This window comes from Variovorax sp. 10L426 (assembly GCF_056395305.1).
This window is the reverse complement of the sequence record NZ_JBFTJF010000006.1, coordinates 76,462-95,238: the sequence shown is the minus strand read 5'-3', so window position 1 is coordinate 95,238 and position 18,777 is coordinate 76,462. Positions and strand designations below refer to the sequence as shown.

The 18,777-nt window shown below is 66.2% G+C and carries 14 protein-coding genes; 10 read left to right on the top strand and 4 right to left on the bottom strand.

What is annotated here, in order from left to right; translation table 11 throughout:
• Positions 1-20: 20 nt before the first annotated feature.
• Entirely contained in the window at positions 21-521 is a 501-nt protein-coding gene (locus tag AC1DHL_RS10690) for an outer membrane protein assembly factor BamE (protein ID WP_478161992.1), read from the top strand.
• Here the strand turns inward: AC1DHL_RS10690 and AC1DHL_RS10685 are convergent.
• The 3 genes from AC1DHL_RS10685 to metG are packed head-to-tail and all read right to left on the bottom strand — an operon-like array spanning position 518 to position 4,564.
• Positions 518-2,200 (bottom strand): SulP family inorganic anion transporter, encoded by a 1,683-nt coding sequence (locus AC1DHL_RS10685; RefSeq protein WP_478161991.1) that lies wholly within the window; start codon positions 2,198-2,200, stop codon positions 518-520. The two genes, AC1DHL_RS10690 and AC1DHL_RS10685, sit on opposite strands and share 4 nt — an antisense overlap.
• 34 nt (positions 2,201-2,234) lie before the next feature.
• The gene (locus AC1DHL_RS10680; RefSeq protein ID WP_478098273.1) at positions 2,235-2,471 is read right to left on the bottom strand and encodes a hypothetical protein; all 237 of its coding nucleotides are present in this window, start codon (positions 2,469-2,471) and stop codon (positions 2,235-2,237) included.
• Complete coding sequence (metG, locus tag AC1DHL_RS10675) at positions 2,471-4,564, bottom strand: methionine--tRNA ligase (protein WP_478098271.1); 2,094 nt, start codon at positions 4,562-4,564, stop codon at positions 2,471-2,473. The genes AC1DHL_RS10680 and metG overlap by 1 nt, the downstream gene beginning before the upstream one ends.
• 84 nt (positions 4,565-4,648) lie before the next feature.
• Between metG and AC1DHL_RS10670 the strand changes: the two genes are divergently transcribed.
• From AC1DHL_RS10670 to AC1DHL_RS10660, 3 genes are all read left to right on the top strand, one after another.
• On the top strand, positions 4,649-5,125 hold the full coding sequence (locus AC1DHL_RS10670; RefSeq protein WP_478098269.1) for a GNAT family N-acetyltransferase: 477 nt from the start codon (positions 4,649-4,651) through the stop codon (positions 5,123-5,125).
• A 127-nt stretch (positions 5,126-5,252) separates the two neighbouring features.
• Positions 5,253-7,187 (top strand): tannase/feruloyl esterase family alpha/beta hydrolase, encoded by a 1,935-nt coding sequence (locus tag AC1DHL_RS10665; RefSeq protein WP_478098267.1) that lies wholly within the window; start codon positions 5,253-5,255, stop codon positions 7,185-7,187.
• 57 nt (positions 7,188-7,244) lie between these two features.
• Complete coding sequence (locus AC1DHL_RS10660) at positions 7,245-7,739, top strand: MarR family winged helix-turn-helix transcriptional regulator (RefSeq protein WP_478098265.1); 495 nt, start codon at positions 7,245-7,247, stop codon at positions 7,737-7,739.
• A gap of 12 nt (positions 7,740-7,751) precedes the next feature.
• Here AC1DHL_RS10660 and AC1DHL_RS10655 read toward each other — a convergent pair whose 3' ends face one another.
• Positions 7,752-8,978, bottom strand: coding sequence for a patatin-like phospholipase family protein (locus AC1DHL_RS10655; RefSeq protein WP_478161990.1), 1,227 nt, complete (start codon positions 8,976-8,978; stop codon positions 7,752-7,754).
• Positions 8,979-9,088: 110 nt separating this feature from the next.
• On the opposite strand from AC1DHL_RS10655, the gene apbC reads away from it, so the two are divergent.
• From apbC to AC1DHL_RS10625, 6 genes are all read left to right on the top strand, one after another.
• A complete protein-coding gene (gene apbC / locus AC1DHL_RS10650; protein WP_478098261.1) occupies positions 9,089-10,180 on the top strand; it encodes an iron-sulfur cluster carrier protein ApbC in 1,092 nt (363 codons plus the stop codon).
• Positions 10,181-10,312: 132 nt separating this feature from the next.
• Positions 10,313-11,257: a LysR substrate-binding domain-containing protein gene (locus tag AC1DHL_RS10645; protein ID WP_478098709.1), complete on the top strand. Its 945-nt coding sequence runs from the start codon at positions 10,313-10,315 to the stop codon at positions 11,255-11,257.
• Positions 11,258-11,420: 163 nt separating this feature from the next.
• Positions 11,421-13,118 (top strand): OFA family MFS transporter, encoded by a 1,698-nt coding sequence (locus AC1DHL_RS10640; RefSeq protein WP_478098260.1) that lies wholly within the window; start codon positions 11,421-11,423, stop codon positions 13,116-13,118.
• 52 nt (positions 13,119-13,170) lie between these two features.
• Complete coding sequence (locus AC1DHL_RS10635; RefSeq protein WP_478161989.1) at positions 13,171-15,003, top strand: NADH-ubiquinone oxidoreductase-F iron-sulfur binding region domain-containing protein; 1,833 nt, start codon at positions 13,171-13,173, stop codon at positions 15,001-15,003.
• A complete protein-coding gene (gene fdhF / locus AC1DHL_RS10630) occupies positions 15,000-17,891 on the top strand; it encodes a formate dehydrogenase subunit alpha (RefSeq protein ID WP_478161988.1) in 2,892 nt (963 codons plus the stop codon). Before AC1DHL_RS10635 ends, fdhF begins: the two co-directional genes overlap by 4 nt.
• Complete coding sequence (locus tag AC1DHL_RS10625; RefSeq protein ID WP_478161987.1) at positions 17,873-18,775, top strand: LysR family transcriptional regulator; 903 nt, start codon at positions 17,873-17,875, stop codon at positions 18,773-18,775. Before fdhF ends, AC1DHL_RS10625 begins: the two co-directional genes overlap by 19 nt.
• Positions 18,776-18,777: the final 2 nt, after the last annotated feature.

Below are 18,777 nucleotides of genomic sequence, written 5' to 3'. Positions count from 1 at the left end.
TCTGAATTCCCGAGGAAGGCATGGAGCGACAAGTGATCCGTTCGGCGTTGGCGGTGCTGCTGCTGGGCGCCACGTTGTGGCTGACGGGCTGCGATCCGAAGCACATCAGCGAGCTGGAGGAGGGCGTGGCCACCGAAGCCGACGTGCGCGCGCGCTTCGGCGAGCCCGAGAACATCTGGGATGCGCCCCAGGGCAGGGTCTTCGAATACAACCGACAGCCCCAGGGCCAGAAGAACTACATGATCACCATCGGGCGCGACGGCAAGATGAGCGCCTTGCGCCAGGTGCTCACGCCCGAGAACTTCAACAAGGTCCAGGCCGGCATGCCGATGGAAGACCTGCGCAAGCTGCTCGGCAAGCCCGCGAAGCGCACGCCGTTTCCACTCAAGAACCAGACCGAATGGGAATGGCGCTGGGTGCAGCCGCCGAATTCGCCCATGGTGTTCACCGCCACGCTCAATGACGACCAGCGCGTGGTGAGTGCGGGTTCCTCGCCGGACCGCGCGACCGAGGCGAACTAGATTTCGTCGCTGTCCGCGCTCGTCGCGCCGCCGGTCAGCTCGTCGGCAAACCCCGAGCGCACGATCACTTCCAGCGGCTGCGGTTGCAGCGATTCGATGCGCAGCACGCCGTCGCGCGACAGCACGGCCTTGTGAACCTGTCGCAGTGCATCGAGCCCGGTGGCGTCCAGCGAGATGAGATGGAGTGCGTCGAGTACCACCGTCATGCCGCGGGGCGCGCGCTCGACTGCCTGCACCGCCGGGTCCAGCTTGGCCGCTGCGCCGAAGAACAGCGCGCCGTAGAGCCTGAAGGTCAGCACCGGCGGCTCCAGTGACACCATCTCGATGCTGAACAACTCGCTCATGCGTCGGATGAAGAGCGCGCAGGCCAGCACGACGCCTGCCTGGAACGCCACCGTGAGGTCGAACACCACCGTGAGGAAGAAGGTGCCCAGCATCAACAGCCTGTAATGTCGGCTGAAGCGTCGCAGCATGTAGGGCGAGAACTCGCGCCATTCGCCCATGTTCCATGCCACGAAGATGAGAATGCCCGCGAGCACCGCCAGCGGCACGAGATGCGCGAGCGGCGCGGCAAGCAACACGACCACCATGAGCGTGATCGCATGCACGATGCCGGCAATCGGTGAACTCGCGCCTGCGCGCACGTTGGTTACGGTGCGGGCAATGGTGCCAGTTGCCGGCATGCCGCCGAAGAACGGCGCGACCGCGTTCGCAATGCCCTGTGCCATCAACTCCTGATTGGGATCGTGCCGCGGCAGCCCGCTGACCTGATCGGCAACCCGAGCGCACAGCAGCGATTCGATCGCCCCGAGCATGGCGATGGTGAGCGTGGGCGTGACCAGAAGCTTGACCGTCGTCCACGTGAACTCCGGCAGCGCGAACACCGGCAACCCCTCGGGAATGCCGCCGAAGCGCGTGCCGATCGTCTCGACCTTCAGGCCGAACCCCCACGACACCAGCGTGAGCGTGACCAGCGCGACGATCGGCCCCGGCACGCGCGAGCCTGCGCGCGCGGCACGCGTATCGGCCACTCGGCCCAACACAAAGCGCACCGCGTAGCCGAATCGCGTCTTGTCGTGGAGCAGCTTCGGCCATGCGAAAAGCCCGACAAGGCAGGCCAGGCCGAGTCCGAAGGCATAGGGGTTGAAGGTGTCGAGGTGCGTGGCCAGCGTGTGCAGTTGCGAGAACATGTCGGCCGGCATCTTGGGTGTAGACAGTCCAAGCCAGTCCTTGATCTGCGAGATCAGGATCAGCGCCGCGATGCCGTTGGTGAAGCCCACGACGATCGACAGCGGCACGTAGCGCACCAGCGTGCCGAGACGAAACAACCCGATCAGGAACAGCAACACGCCGGCACAGGCGGTCGAGATGAGCAGGTTCGCCACGCCGTAGCGTTCGACGATGCCGTAGACGATCACGATGAAGGCGCCGGCCGGGCCGCCGATCTGCACCGCTGAACCGCCGAGCGCGGAGATGAGAAAGCCCGCGATGATCGCCGTCCAGATGCCGGCTTCGGGCTTGAGCCCCGAAGCGATGGCGAACGCCATTGCGAGCGGGAGCGCGACGATGCCGACCGTGGCACCCGCGCCGATGTCCTTGAGGAAGCGCTCCTTGTTGTAGTCCGCGAGCGCGTCGATCAGCTGCGGCCGGAAGCGTGCGAACTTCAGGGGCGAGGTCATGGGCGCTATTGTGGATGCGCCCGGGGTTCAGGCCCTATTTCGAGTCACCCGGCAACACCGCATCGGCTGCTGCACCGACGGCCTTGCCCGTGATGCGGGCCGTTCCGATCGCGGCATCGGCGGCGAGCCCCACGGCACCCGCGCCCACGCTCACCGCAGTGCTCGTGACGCTGACCGCCGCACCGGCGACAGCACATCCGCCCAGTACAACGGTACAGACCCATGCCGCACCGAGTACTCCGATTCGGGAGACCAGTCTGAGGATATTCATCATCTGACTCGCATGCCGGCGACAGCGCCCGGCGACGGTTCGAGGACGTAGATGCCCGGATTCGCTTTCTCGTCCGCGTGACTCGCGGCCAGCACCATGCCTTCGGAAATGCCGAACTTCATCTTGCGCGGCGCGAGGTTGGCGACCAGCACGGTGAGCTTGCCGACAAGCTGTTCGGGCTGGTAGGCCGAGGCGATGCCCGAGAAGACGTTGCGCGTCTTGCCCTCGCCGGCGTCGAGCGTCAGGTGCAGCAGCTTGGTCGAGCCCTCGACCTTCTGGCAGGCCACGATCTTCGCGATGCGGAGGTCGATCCTGGCGAAGTCGTCGATGCTGATGGTCGGTGCGATGCCTTCGCCGCCCGGCAGCTCCGTCGCTGCGGCAGTGCTTTCGGCGACCGGCTCTGGCGGCTCGAAGAGCTGGTCGAGCTGCTTGGCGTCGACGCGCTGCATCAGGTGCTTGTAGTCGTTGATGGCATGACCCGCGCCGAGCAGCTTGCCCGCGTCCGCAGACAGCAGCGGCGTCGTGCCCAGGAAGGCTTCGACCTGTGCGGCCAGCGTGGGCAGCACCGGCTTGAGGTAGATCGTCAGCAGGCGGAAGGCCTCGATGCACGCCGTGCACACGTCATGGAGGCGAGCCTCCATGCCTTCCTTCTTGGCAAGCTCCCAGGGCTTGTTCTGGTCGACGTATTCGTTGACCTTGTCGGCCAGCAGCATGATTTCGCGCAGGGCCCGCGCGTAGTCGCGTCCGTCGTAGAGCGCCTGCATCTGCGCGGAAGCGGCCTGCAGCGCGGACAGCAGCGCCGCACCGTCGGCCGAGACCGTGCCGAGCTTGCCGCCGAAGCGCTTGGCGATGAAGCCTGCCGCGCGGCTCGCGATGTTGATGTACTTGCCGATGAGATCGGCGTTCACGCGCGCCATGAAGTCGTCGGGGTTGAAGTCGACGTCTTCCACCTTGGCATTGAGCTTGGCCGCGATGTAGTAGCGAAGCCACTCGGGGTTCATGCCGATCGAGAGGTACTTGAGCGGATCGATGCCGGTGCCCCGGCTCTTGCTCATCTTCTCGCCCGAGACGGTGATGAAGCCGTGCACGTTGACCTGGCTCGGTGTCTTGCGGCCGCTGAACTGCAGCATCGCGGGCCAGAACAGCGTGTGGAAGTAGACGATGTCCTTGCCGATGAAGTGCACCTGTTCCACAGCCGGATCGGCCACGAAGTCGTCGAAGCTCTGCGATGTGCGCGATGCCTCGTGCCAGTGCCTGGCGGCCTGACCCTTGTCGAAGTGGTTCTTCAGGCTGGCCAGATAGCCCACCGGCGCATCGAGCCACACGTAGAAGTACTTGCCGGGTTCGTCGGGGATCTCGATGCCGAAGTACGGCGCCTCGCGCGAGATGTCCCAGTCGCTCATTCCACCGTCCGGGCCGGCCTCGAACCACTCGCTCGCCTTGCGGGCCATCTCGGGTTGCAGCTTGCCGTCCTGCGTCCAGGTCTTGAGAAAGTCGACGACCTTGGGGTCGGAGAGCTTGAAGAAGAAGTGCTCGGAACTGCGCAGCTCGGGCGTCGCACCGGTCAGCGTCGAGTACGGATTGATCAGCTCGGTCGGCGAATAGACGCTGCTGCACACCTCGCAGGCATCGCCGTACTGGTCCTTGGCGTGGCACACCGGGCATTCGCCCTTGATGTAGCGGTCGGGGAGGAACATGCCCTTGACCGGATCGTAGAACTGCTCGATGGTGCGATTGGCGATCATCCCGCCCGCCTTGAGCTTCTTGTAGATGCCCTGGGCGAGTTCGGTGTTCTCGGCGCTGTCGGTCGAATGCCAGTTGTCGAAGCGGATGTGAAAGCCGTCGAGGTATTCCTTGCGGCCCGCGGCGATCTCGCCGACGAATTCCTGCGGCGTCTTGCCGGCCTTCTCGGCCGCGATCATGATCGGCGCGCCGTGCGCGTCATCAGCGCCCACGAAGTGCACCATGTGCCCCTGCATGCGCTGGAAGCGCACCCAGATGTCGGCCTGGATGTATTCCATGATGTGGCCCACGTGGAACTTGCCGTTGGCGTAGGGCAAGGCGGTGGTGACGAAGAGTTTGCGCTGGGACATCGCGAGGGGCGCTTTCGGGACGAGAGAGAGGACCCGGCATTTTAGGTGGCGGGGCTATAGTCGTCCCGCCAACCCGAGTTCCCAGTGATTGCCGCCTACGAAATCACCCTCGCCCAGGAGTCCGACGCGCCCGATATCGCGGCGTTGTCGCGCGATGCCATCGAACGCGGTCTTTCGTGGCGCTGGACCCAGCGGCGCGTGTTGCGGGCCATCCGGGACCCGGTGACCAATGTCGTGGTCGCCCGGCGCGCTGGCGCACTGCTTGGCTTCGCCATCATGCAGTACGGGGACGAAGAAGCGCACATCGCGCTCTTCGCAGTCGAGGCATCGCAGCGCCGCGCCGGCCTGGGCGCCGCATTGCTGGCGTGGCTCGAAGCGACAGCTGCCATCGCCGGCATCCACACGATCCGCCTCGAAGCCAGGGCCGGGAACGCTGCGGCGAAATCGTTCTATCGCCGACATGGCTTCACAGAGTACGCGTCGAGCCCCGGCTACTACGAAGACGTCGAGGATGCGGTGCGCATGATGAAGCGACTTGGCCCCGATGCGGGTATCTCCTGAGCAAATGATTAGCTGAAATAACTATTCTGCGATGCACATAGTGGGTATCGCGGTGCTGGCTTTCCAATCGAAATAGGCGATTGGAAGGCAGATTCAGGGCAAAGAATAGTTAACAACAGGAGACATCATGGAGTCCCATGCCACGTTGAAAATTCTGGTCGCGGGCGCCTTGTCCGCTGTCGCACTGAGCGGTTGCGGCGGTGGAGGCGGCGGTTTTCCGTTGCCGATCGCGACCGCTCCGGCCCCGGCCCCGGCACCTGCGCCAGGCGCTCCTCCGGCCCCGGCCCCAGCTCCCGCCCCCACACCGGCGCCGCTCCTGAACAATCCCAACGCCGCGGCCGGCTGCGATGCGGTGGCGACGCTGGCGTCGGAGCTGTCGGCGACAGGCCGCACAGTGAGCATCACGTCAACAACCCTGTCAAAAACCACCGCCACCGATGCGAGCGGCAATCCCCAGACCTATTGCGCCGTGGTCGGCACCATCAACGGCGGCCGAGCGGGCTTCAAGGCCGCGGGCCAGACCGATGCGCAGACCACCTATGCGATCGGCTTCCAGATCAACCTGCCGAGCACCTGGAACAGCCGTCTCTTTTTCAGCGGCGGCGGCGGAACGGACGGATCCATTCCCGACACGACGGGTGTCATCACCAATGGCGAGGCGGTCAACCCGCTGCTTTCCGGCTACGCGACGGTGTCGGACGACAGCGGCCACAGCGACAGCGTGAACAGCGATCCGAACAATGCCGGCAGTTCGGCATTCGGTCTCGATCCGCAGGCGCGCCTGGACTTCGGCTACAACGCCATCGGCCAGACCAAGCAACTGGCCAATCAACTGATCGCGCGCTACTACGGCAAGAAACAGGACTACGCCTACTTCATGGGCTGCTCCGAGGGCGGACGCGAGGCGATGATGGTGTCGCAGCGCTTCGGCGACGAGTTCGACGGCGTCGTGGCCGGCGATCCCGGTTCGGATCTTCCCAAGGCCTGGCTGGCCGAAGCCTGGGACACCCAGCAGTTCGCGGCGGCAGCGGCGGCGCAGGGCTTCTTCGAGAACGGCCCGGGGGCGAGTGCTGGCACGCCACTGCTTTCCTCGGCATTCACGTCGGCGCAGTGGTCGGCCATGCAGAACGCGATCCTCGCCAAGTGCGATGCGGACGACGGCCTGGTGGACGGCATGATCAACAAGGCCTGCACCTTCGATGTGAGCACCCTGGCGTGCGGCACTGCGGGCGCTCCGACCGCTCCGGCCTGCCTCAGCGCCGCACAGGTCACGGCCATGCAGAAGGTCATGGGCGGTCCGAAGAACAGCGCCGGCGACGCGCTCTATGCGGATTGGCCGTGGGACGCGGGGATCGGCGCGCCGGGCTGGCTGATCTGGAAAGTGGGCATCCCGGGAGCCTTCGGCCCACCCGGCGTGAACGGCGCGATCAACGTGACGCTCGGCGGCGGTGCCGGTCCGCTGATCTTCACCACGCCCCCTACGCAAGGCCTGTCGACGGCGAACTCGCTGGTGCAGTACCAACTGAATTTCGACTGGGACAACGACGCACCGAAGATCACCACCACCAGCGGCATCTACGGCACGTCGGCCTATGACTTCATGGGCACGCATTCGACCGACCTGTCGACGCTCAAGAACAAGGGCGGCAAGCTGATCGTCTATCACGGCACCAGCGATCCGGTGTTCTCGTTCAACTACACGGCCAACTGGTACAACGCGCTGAGCCAGACGGCCGCGAACGGCACGGTCAAGGACTTCGCGCGCCTCTTTCCGGTCCCCGGCATGAATCATTGCTCGGGCGGTCCGGCAACGGATTCGTTCCCGGCCTTCACCGCCGTCGTGAACTGGGTCGAAAAGGGTCAGGCGCCAGACCGCCTGATTGCGAGTTCGAGCACCGCGACGCCGGCACAGTTCGGCTGGGCCTTGCCTGCAGGTGCGACGACCCGTGTGCGGCCGCTGTGCCCCTATCCGCAGTATGCGAAGTACACCGGCGCGACGGGTAGCTCGCCTGCGGCGCTGACGGCGCAGAACGATCCGGCCAACTACGTCTGCACGCCCTGAAGCCGCGTTGCGTGCCGGCATGAACCCCGGGAGGCGGCCGCTACACTGGCCGCCGACATGACGGCACGCACCCCCAATCCGACGCACGAGGCCGCACTGCATTCCCCTCGCGGGGTCCTGGAAGACGAGCGCTTGCGCCGGCTTCTCGGCTACAGCCTCGTGCAAGCGGCGATCCCGACCACCAACCTGTTCCTCAAGCACGTGGGCGAGCCTTTCGACCTCCGCCGGGTCGAATACTCGCTCCTGGTGCTGGTCGACTCGAACCGCGATGTCACCCCGAAGCAGCTCTCGCGTGCTCTTGCGGTGTCGGTGCCCTATCTCACCGTCACGCTCGACCGGCTCGAGGCGCGCGGCTTGCTGGGTCGCAGCCGCAGCGAGGTCGATCGGCGCTCGCAGCATGTGCGGCTGACGCGCAAAGGCGCCGACTTGGTCAAGAAGGCCGAGGCCGTGGCTACCTCGATGGAAGAGGAGCTCCTCGGTCATCTGACGCCGGGCGAAAGCGCGCTTCTCTTCGAGTTGCTGCAGCGCATTGCCGCGCATCGGCGAGCCTGAGCGCGGCTGCACCTAGGCGGCGCGGCTCCAGCCCAGGAAGGCACGCACCGCCTCGCGCTGATCAAACGCGTCCTTGCGCCCCAGCGCCATCAGTTCCCGCGTGAAAGCCGACTCGAACAGCAGATAGCTCGCGAGCGCCGAACCCTTGAGATCGCTCGTCTCGGCGGGCACGGCCGGTTCGCCCAGCAGGCTGCGCACGGCGGCCGGCAGTGCATGGGCGTGCTTCGCGGCGATGAGATCGATGCGCTGCGACGGCGCGATCAGCAGCAGTTCCACAGGCTGCAGTTCGGTTGCGGCGCGTGCTTCGGGCGGGATCAGCGAGAGCGTCGCGTTGATGCGCTGAAGGCGCTCCACGTCGGCCGTCAGTGAGTCGAGGAAGATGCTCGACAGCGCATGGCCGGCGATCTGTGCCAGCGACGGATAGCCGCTCAGCGCGTTGGGCGCCAGCACGTTGGCCGGTTCCTGCATGCGACCGGCGCCGACAGCCAGGATGCGCCGCGCGCCAAGATGGATGGCTGCAGCCAGCGGCGCCGACTGGCGCATGGAGCCATCGCCGAAGTACTCGACGTGGTCCCCGACCTCCAAGGCCGTGGCCGGAAACACGAACGGGATCGCGGACGACGCCAGCAGATGCTCGTGTGCGATCTGCACCGGCACCGCCTGCCGCTTGGACCGGACCCAGGGCAGCTGTTGCGAACCGGCCTGGTAGAAGGTCACGTGCTCGCCCGAGCTGTAGCTCGACGCCGTGACGGCCAGGGCATCGAGGTGGCCCTGCGATATCAGTCCCGGCAGCCGTTCCAGCGACAGGAGCTGCTCCAGAAGCTGCCGCAGCGGCGCGCTGTCGAGCAGGGAGCGCAAGCCGCTGCGCCGCCAGCGCGCAACCAGCCAGCCGGCGGACAACAACCGGGCCCACGGCGCCTCGCTGTGCAGGACGGTCAGGGCGTCGGCGCGGTAGATCTGCGTCGGCTCGAGCCTTGTCCATACGTGCGCGATCTTGCGCACCGTCGTATCGAAGTCGTCGGCGCCGCAGGCCAGCGCGGCCGCATTGATCGCGCCCGCCGATGTGCCGGTGATGATCGGAAAGGGATTCGCGTGTGCGGACGCGCCGGCGTCGCGGCGAAGCTTTGCCAGGGCTTGCAGCACGCCGACCTGGTAGGCCGCGCGTGCGCCGCCGCCTGTCAGCACCAGGCCTGTGGCGGGAGGAAGGTCGGAAAGTTGGATGGGCGGGACGGAAGGCATGTGACGCGCCCAAGCGTACCCGTCCTTCGGCTTCGGCGTAGGGTCAAGATATCCGCCGTGGGGTGCCGGTTTCGCGCCGCACTAGACTAGCTGTCATTCAGGAGTTACCCATGGCAGTTACACAAGAGGCGGTCACGAACGCGCTCAAGTCCGTCCTCGACCCGAACACGGGCAAGGATTTCGTCAGCGGCAAGGCGTTGAGGAACCTCCAGGTCAACGGCGGGGACGTGGCCTTCGACATCGAGTTGGGCTATCCGGCCAAGAGCCAGGTGCCGGAGCTGCGCAAGTCCCTCGTCGCAGCCGCCAAGGCGGTCCCGGGCGTGGAGAACGTCTCGGTCAACATCACCACCAAGGTCATCAGCCACGCCGTGCAGCGCGGTGTGCAACTGATGCCCAACGTGAAGAACATCGTCGCCGTGGCGTCGGGCAAGGGCGGCGTGGGCAAGAGCACCACCGCGGCCAACCTGGCGCTCGCGCTTGCGGCGGAGGGCGCGAAGGTGGGTCTGCTCGATGCCGACATCTACGGTCCGAGCCAACCCATGATGCTCGGCATCGACCGCCGCCCTGAGAGCGAGGACGGCAAGACCATGGAGCCGCTCGAAAACCATGGCGTGCAGGTCATGTCGATCGGCTTTCTCGTCGATCAGGACGAAGCCATGATCTGGCGCGGCCCGATGGCCACGCAAGCGCTGGAGCAGTTGCTGCGGCAGACCAACTGGAAGGACCTCGACTACCTCATCGTGGACATGCCGCCCGGAACCGGCGACATCCAGCTCACGCTCTCGCAGCGCGTGCCGATGACGGGCGCGGTGATCGTCACCACGCCGCAGGACATCGCACTGCTCGATGCGAAGAAGGGCATCAAGATGTTCGAGAAGGTCGGCGTGCCGATCCTCGGCATCGTCGAGAACATGGCGGTGCACGTGTGTTCCAACTGCGGCCATGTCGAACACATCTTCGGCGCCGACGGCGGCAGGAAGATGGCCGAGCAATACAACATGGACTACCTCGGCGCGCTGCCGCTGGACATCAACATCCGCCTGCAGGCCGACAGCGGCAAGCCGACGGTGGTGGCCGATCCCGACGGCGAAGTGGCGGGCATCTACAAGGCCGTCGCGCGGCGCGTGGCGGTGGGTATCGCTGAAAAGGCGAAAGACTTTTCCGCCAAGTTCCCGACCATCACAGTCAGCAAGAACACCTGACATGGCATCCCGCCCAGCAAGGCGAACCAACTTCGGGAAACACCGCGGAACCGGCTCCGCCGGGCCGCCGGTGTTGCCCCCGGCAGGGGGTTGGAGAAGCGACACGAAGTGCGCGGAGCCTGGGGGCGAGCTCTGAACCTCCTCGCCTCGATGCGCTATCTCGTCGCGCTGGACGAGCATCGCCATTTCGGCCGCGCGGCGCAGGCCTGCCACATCACGCAGCCGGCGCTGTCGAATGCACTGCGCGTGCTGGAGACGGAGTACGGTGTCGTCATCGTCCGCCGTGGCCGCACCTACGTGGGCCTGACGCACGAAGGCGAACGCGTGCTCGCGGCGGCCCAGCGGATGCTGCGCGAAAGCGAAATCCTTCAACAGGAGTTGCGCAGCGAGGAGGGCAAGCCGTGCGGCAACCTGCGCATGGCGGCGGTGCCGACCGCGATCCCGATGCTGGCCCGTTTCGCGGCGATGCTGCAGCAGCGCCATCCCGGCATCGTGCCCGCGGTGCTGACGATGAGCTCACAGGAGCTGGAGACGGGCCTCGAAAGCCTGTCGCTGGATCTCGCACTGGGTTACACCGAACGTATGCATCTGCGGGACGTCAAGCTAGAGGCCTGGCCGCAGAGCATCGAGCACTACTTCTTGCTGCGTCGCGCGGCAAATCCCGCGGCCGATGTGTTGCGGATCGGCGAGCCCATCACCTGGGCCGAAGCCGCCTCTCAGTCGTTGTGCCTGCTCACGCCGGACATGCACAACCGCTTCATCATCGACCAGGCCTTCCGCACCGCCGGCGTGACCGTCGCACCGGCCATCGAGACCAACTCGGTGCTCACGCTGGTGCTCGGCGTCCTGGCCGGCAATGTCTCCAGCGTCCTGCCGGGCGCCATGGTTGCCGCCGTGCGCAGCCATCGCGAACTGGAGGCGCTGCCGCTGGTGTCGCCGGATGTGAAGACGCCGATCGGCTTCATGACGCAGCAGGGGGTGCGGCCTTCACGCGCGCTCGCCGCAGCGCTGGATATGCTGCAGACGCCGCAATGGCGCGAGCAGGTCAAGAAGCACAGTGGCGCGCTCGACAACTGAGCGCGGTCGCGAGCCGGGGCCGGCGGCGCCTGCCGCGTCGTTACGTTCATTTGGGTTTTGAATCGTCACATAGGGCAAACCTATTTGACGCTTTGTAACAATCCCGTCGACACTCCGCAGGCCCCAGAGAGGGCGTGTCAATCCCACAACAGGAGTAATCCACATGGCAGCTTCCAACGCAGGCGTCCTCGACGGGGACGGCGGCATCGGCGACTACGGCCCCCAACCGGGCCTTCTCGACAAGGAACGCATCATCGCGGGGCCCGGCTTCAACCGCTGGCTGGTTCCGCCGGCGGCTTTGGCCATCCACCTCTGCATCGGCATGGCCTACGGCTTCTCGGTGTTCTGGCTGCCGCTGTCGAAGGCGCTGTCGGCCGCTGGCACCGGCGCGCAGGCCTGCCCGAAGGACATGAGCTTTTTCGCCGAACTGTTCGCCACCGGCTGCGATTGGCGCATCGCCACGCTGGGCTGGATGTACACGCTCTTCTTCGTCTTCCTCGGGTGCGCGGCCGCGCTGTGGGGCGGCTGGCTCGAACGCGCGGGTCCACGCAAGGCCGGTGTGGTGGCGGCGGTCTGCTGGTGCGGCGGCATGCTGCTGTCCGCCGTAGGCATCCACCTGCATCAGTTCTGGCTGATGATCATCGGCTCGGGTGTCATCGGCGGCATCGGCCTCGGCCTGGGCTACATCTCGCCGGTGAGCACGCTCATCAAGTGGTTCCCCGACCGTCGCGGCATGGCGACCGGCATGGCGATCATGGGTTTCGGCGGCGGCGCGATGATTGGTTCGCCGCTCGCGGTGGACCTGATGAAGCGCTTCTCCACACCGACTGACGTCGGTGTGATGCAGACCTTCGTCGTGATGGCGATCGTGTACTTCGTCTTCATGTTGGGCGGTGCGTTCGGCTACCGCGTGCCGGCGACCGGCTGGAAGCCCGAGGGCTGGACACCGCCGCCGGCGCAGGCCGCCAACGCCATGATCACGCAGCGCCACGTGCACGTGAAGAAGGTGTGGGGCATCCCCCAGTTCTGGCTCGTCTGGATGGTGCTCACCATGAACGTGAGCGCGGGCATCGGCGTGATCGGCATGGCCAGCCCGATGCTGCAGGAAGTGTTCGGCGGCAACCTGATCGGCGTCGCCAAGAAGTTCGGTGAACTCGACAAGACCCAACTCGCCTCGATCGCCGCGGTGGCCGGCGGCTTTGCGGCACTGCTGTCGCTTTTCAACATCGGTGGGCGCTTCTTCTGGGCGAGCCTTTCGGACAAGCTCGGCCGCAAGCTGACCTACACCGTCTTCTTCGTGCTCGGCGGATTGCTGTACTGGAGCATTCCGGGCTCGGCGAACCTCGGCAGCAAGCTGATGTTCGTCGGCGCCTGCTGCATCATCGTGTCGATGTACGGCGGCGGCTTCTCGACCGTGCCTGCCTACCTGGCCGACCTGTTCGGCACGCAGATGGTCGGCGCCATCCACGGCCGCCTGTTGACCGCATGGGCCACGGCCGGCATCCTGGGTCCGGTCGTCGTGAACTACATGCGCGAATACCAGCTGGGGCTTGGCATTCCGCGTGAGCAGGTTTACAACCAGACCATGTACATCCTGGTGGGTATGCTCGTGATCGGGCTGATCTGCAACCTGCTGGTGCGGCCCGTGGCGGACAAGCACTTCATGACCGAGGAAGAATTCGCGCAAGAGAAGAAGCTCGCCCATGAAAAGGCGCTGGCCGCCGAGATGGGATCGGCGTCAGCGCGCGGCAACGGTGCGGTCAGCCCCCTCGTGGTGGTCCTGGCGTGGCTGGCGGTCGGCATCCCGCTGGCCTGGGGCACGTACCGGACACTGGTGGCCGCCGCGAAATTCTTCAACTGACCGTGTGAGACCGGCGCCCGCCCGAACGGCGGGCGCCCCAAGGCCGAGGCAAATGCAATACCCAGGCACCGCAGAAAAAATCAGGGAAGTCGCCGTTGCAACGCCCGACCAGTTGCGTGAGCGCATTCGGCGCAAGAGCAAGCTCAAGGGGCGGCAGCCCGAAGAAGCATCGCTGCAGCAGGTGAGCGAATGGATCGGCCCGCCGGCTGGCGATGGCTACCCGCGTGATCTGCTGATCGAATTCCTGCACCGCATCAACGACGCGCACGGGTGTCTGCGCGACCATCACCTGGTCGCCCTGGCGAAGCTGATGAACATCCCCATGGCGGAGGTGTTCGAAGTCGCAACCTTCTATCACCACTTCGAAGTCGTTCGCGGCGACGCGCAGGCGCCCGGCCTCACCGTGCGCGTGTGCGACAGCCTCTCGTGCGAGCTGGCCGGCGCGCAGGACCTGCTCGCTCGCTTGCCGGCTTTGCTGGGCGCGGCGGGGCGCGACGATGTCCGTGTGATCGCGGCGCCTTGCATTGGCCGTTGCGAGCAGGCGCCCGCCGTTGCCGTCCACCAATGCGCCGTTCCGCTGGCGACGGCGGACAAGGTGTTGGCGGTGGTTCGGTCCGGCGACTCGCTGTGCGCCGAGACACCCGACCCGGCCCGTGGCACTGTCCGTTTCGAGCCGTCCGAGTTGGCGGAGCAGGGCGTCTCGCCGCTGCCCGAGTCCATCGACGCGAGGCCCGCGTACACCGACTACGCCACCTACCGCGCCCACGGCGGTTATGCGCTCGCTGTGGCGGTGGCCCATAACGACGAGGACCCGGAAGCCATCATCCAGGCCTTGGAGCACTCCGGCCTGCGCGGCCTGGGCGGCGCGGGATTCCCGACCGGGCGCAAATGGCGCATCGTGCGCGACCAATCGGCGCCCAAGCTCATGGCCGTGAACATCGACGAGGGAGAGCCCGGCACATTCAAGGACCGAACCTACCTCGAACGCGATCCGCATCGCTTTCTCGAGGGCCTGCTCGTCGCGGCACACATCGTGGGCATCGAGGCCTGCTATGTCTACCTGCGCGACGAATACCACGACTGCCGCGAGCTGCTGCAGACGGAATTGGCCAGGCTGCAGGCCGATCCACCCTGCGCGCTGCCGAGGATCGAATTGCGCCGGGGCGCCGGCGCCTATATCTGCGGCGAAGAGTCCGCGATGATCGAAAGCATCGAAGGCAAGCGCGGCGAACCGCGCATGCGGCCGCCCTACATCGCCCAGGTCGGCCTCTTCGGCCGGCCGACGCTGGAGCACAACTTCGAAACGCTGTACTGGGTGCGCGATATCGTTCAGAAAGGGCCGCAGTGGTTCAGCGGCTTCGGCCGCCACGGTCGCAAGGGGCTGCGCAGCTTCAGCGTGAGCGGTCGGGTGAAGCTGCCGGGCGTCAAGCTCGCACCGGCGGGCATCACGGTGCAGGAACTGATCGATGAGTACTGCGGCGGCATGCAGGAAGGGCACACGCTGCACGCCTACTTGCCGGGCGGCGCATCCGGGGGCATCCTGCCGGCGAGCATGAACGATATTCCGCTGGATTTCGACACGCTGCAGACCTATGGCTGCTTCATCGGCTCGGCTGCCGTGATGGTGCTGAGCCAGCACGACCGCGCGCGCGACGCGGCGCTCAACGTCATGCGCTTCTTTGCGCACGAGAGCTGCGGCCAGTGCACGCCGTGCCGCGTGGGCACGGCCAAGGCGGCGGCGCTGATGCAGGCGTCCACTTGGGACAACGCCACGCTCGAAGACCTCGCGCAGGTGATGGGCGACGCGTCCATTTGCGGGCTGGGGCAGGCGGCGCCCAATCCGATCCGCAGCATCCGCAAATACTTTCCGCAGGAGATCGCATGAACGCGCCTGCCAAGTTCGAGGAACTGATGCCGCAGACGGTCGACTTCCAACTCGACGGCCGGGCGGTCCAGGCCTTCGAGGGCGAGACCATCCTCAAGGCGGCGCAACGCCATGGCGTCGACATCCCGCACCTTTGCTTCAAGGACGGCCTGCGTGCCGACGGCAATTGCCGCGCCTGCGTGGTCGAGCTCAAGGGCGAACGCACGCTCGCGCCGAGCTGCTGCCGCGCCGTGGCGGCCGGCATGGAAGTGCAGGCCACCAGCGAACGCGCGCTGAAGAGCCAGAAGATGGTGGTGGAGATGCTGCTGTCGGACATGCCCGACGACGGCTACAAGTGGATCGGCGACGACGTCACGCGGCAGCACGGCGAACTGAGCGAATGGGCCGCGAAGCTCGACGTGGCCGTGCGCCCCGAGCTCAAGGTCCTGCGCCGCGAGCAGCCCGCTGCCGACGTCTCGCACCCCGCCATGGCCGTCAACCTCGACGCCTGCATCCAGTGCAACCGCTGCGTGCGGGCCTGCCGCGAGGAGCAGGTCAATGACGTGATCGGCTATGCGATGCGCGGCGAGCATTCGAAGATCGTCTTCGATCTCGACGACCCGATGGGCGACAGCACCTGCGTGGCCTGCGGCGAATGCGTGCAGGCCTGCCCCACCGGCGCGCTGATGCCCAAGAGCCACATCGGCTCGCAGAAGGTCGACCGCAAGGTCGATTCGGTGTGCCCGTTCTGCGGCGTGGGCTGCCTCATCACCTACAACGTCAAGGACGAGAAGATCGTCAGCGTGGACGGCCGCGACGGTCCGGCCAATCACAGTCGCCTGTGCGTCAAGGGACGCTTCGGCTTCGACTACGCGCATCATCCGCAGCGCCTCACCAAGCCGCTCATCCGGAAGCCCGGCGTGCCCAAGAATTTCGACGACGCGCCGCGTCCCGGCGACTGGGGCGAGGCCTTCCGCGAAGCGAGCTGGGAAGAGGCGCTGGCCTTCGCGGCGGGCAAGCTCAAGGACTTGCGCGACACGCACGGCAAGAAGGCGCTGGCCGGCTTCGGCTCTGCCAAGGGCAGCAACGAAGAGGCCTACCTGTTCCAGAAGCTGGTGCGCACGGGATTCGGCAGCAACAACGTCGACCACTGCACGCGGCTGTGCCATGCGTCGAGCGTCGCGGCGCTGCTCGAAGGCGTGGGCTCGGGGGCGGTGAGCAACCAGGTCAACGATGTCGAGCATGCTGACTTGATCTTCGTGATCGGTTCCAACCCGACCGCCAACCATCCGGTGGCCGCCACATGGATGAAGAACGCCGCGAAGCGCGGCACGAAGATCGTGCTCGCGGACCCGCGCCTCACCGACATCAGCAAGCATGCATGGCGCACGCTGCAATTCAAGGCGGACACCGACGTCGCCATGCTCAATGCGCTCATCCATGCGGTGATCGACGAGGGCCTGGTGGACGAGGCCTTCATCCGTGATCGCGCCAGCAACTTCGAGGCGCTGCGCGAGAACGTCAAGGGCTACAGCCCCGAGGCGATGGAACCGATCTGCGGCATTCCGGCCGAGACCTTGCGCGAGGTCGCCCGCGCCTTCGCGACCGCCAAGGGCGCGATGGTGCTATGGGGCATGGGCATCAGCCAGCACGTGCATGGCACCGACAACGCGCGCTGCCTGATTGCGCTGGTCACGGTCACGGGGCAGATCGGCAAGCCCGGGTCGGGCCTGCATCCGCTGCGTGGCCAGAACAACGTGCAGGGCGCAAGCGATGCAGGGCTGATCCCGATGATGTTCCCGAACTACCAGCGCGTCGACAACGCCGGCGCGCATGCGTGGTTCGAGAACTTCTGGGGTGTTCCGCTCGACGAGAAGCCCGGCTATACGGTCGTCGAGATCATGCACAAGGTGCTCGCGCCCGACGACGATCCGCACAAGATCCGCGGCATGTACATCATGGGCGAGAACCCAGCCATGAGCGACCCTGACCTGAATCATGCCCGCCATGCGCTCGCGAGTCTGGAGCATCTGGTGGTGCAGGACATCTTCATGACCGAGACCGCGTGGCTGGCCGACGTGGTGCTGCCCGCGAGCGCATGGCCCGAGAAGACCGGCACCGTGAGCAACACAGACCGCATGGTGCAGCTCGGCAAGCGGGCATTGGACCCGCCGGGCGATGCGAAGCCCGACCTCTGGATCATCCAGCAGATTGCAACCCGCATGGGCCTCGCCTGGAACTACCAGGGAGAAGAGTCGGGCGTCGCAGAGGTCTACGAGGAAATGCGACAGGCCATGCACGCCGCCATCAGCGGCATCACCTGGGACCGCCTGCAACGCGAATCGAGCGTGACCTACCCGTGCCTGAGCGCCGACGATCCAGGCCAGCCGACCGTGTTCATCGAAAGCTTCCCGACCGCCGACGGCCGCGTGAAGCTGGTGCCGGCCGACATCATCCCGGCTGACGAGCGCCCCGATGCGGACTATCCGTTCGTGCTCATCACCGGGCGCCAGCTCGAGCATTGGCACACCGGCAGCATGACGCGCCGCGCGACGGTGCTCGACGCGCTGGAGCCGATGGCGACGGCGTCGATGAACCAGGCCGATCTCGCTGCGATGGGCCTCCAGCCGGGCGACGTGATCACGATTCGCTCGCGACGCGGCGAAGTGGCGATCCACGTGCGGCGCGACGACGGGACACCGCACGGCGCCGTGTTCGTGCCCTTTGCCTACTACGAGGCGGCCGCCAACCTGATGACCAATGCGGCGCTCGATCCTTTCGGGAAGATTCCCGAGTTCAAATACTGCGCGGTGAGCATCGAGCGTGGCGGCGTGCCGATGGCGCCGAGAGGTTACGGAACGGGCGTAACAGGGGACAATGCGCCCCAGACATGGACAGCCTCGACCTGATCAGGACCTTTCGCGAAGTCGCCTCCCACGGGAGCTTCTCGCGCGCAGCCACCAAGCTCGACGTATCGAAGGCCACGGTAAGCAAATACATCGCCGAGCTCGAGTCGCGCCTCGGCGTACGGCTGCTCAACCGTTCGACGCGCGCGGTGAGCCTCACCGATGCAGGCTCGCTGCTGCTCGAACGCAGCAAGCCGATGATGGAGATGTTCGAGCTCACCCAGGCCGAGGTGCAGGAGCACGCGAGCCACCCGACCGGTCGGCTGCGCATTTCGGCGCCGCTCGGATCGGGGCATGGCGACCTGCCGAAGATGATCGGCGAGTTCATGGGTCACTACCCCGACGTCAGCATCAGCCTGCGCCTGACCAATCGCACGATCGACATGGCCGAAGAGGGCGTTGACCTCGCGTTCCACTTCGGTCCGATCGAGGACGAGAACCTGATCGTTCGCAAGCTGGCGCGCCGGAACCTGGTGGTGTGCGCCTCGCCGGTGTACTGGAAGAAGCACGGCAAGCCGTCCCATCCGAGCGATCTCTCCGAGCACGACACGCTCACGCAGTCGCGCCAGGGCCTGCATCCGGAATGGCGCTTCGAGGTCGACGGCAAGCCCTTCGACGTGCCCGTGAGGAGCCGCATGGACGCCACCGAGGCGGCGCCGCTCATCCAGGTCGCGATGCAGGGCTTCGGCGTGATCTACATGGCCGATATGCTGGTGCAGCCTCATGTCGACCACGGCGAACTCGTGCCCGTGCTGCAGGACTACACGCGCGGCGACATGTGGCTCTCGGCCGCCTATCTGCAGCGGCGCCACAACAGCGCGGCCTTGCGCGCGCTGCTCGACTTCCTCGAAATGCGCTTCAGCGGGCGGACCAGGACCAAGGATTGACC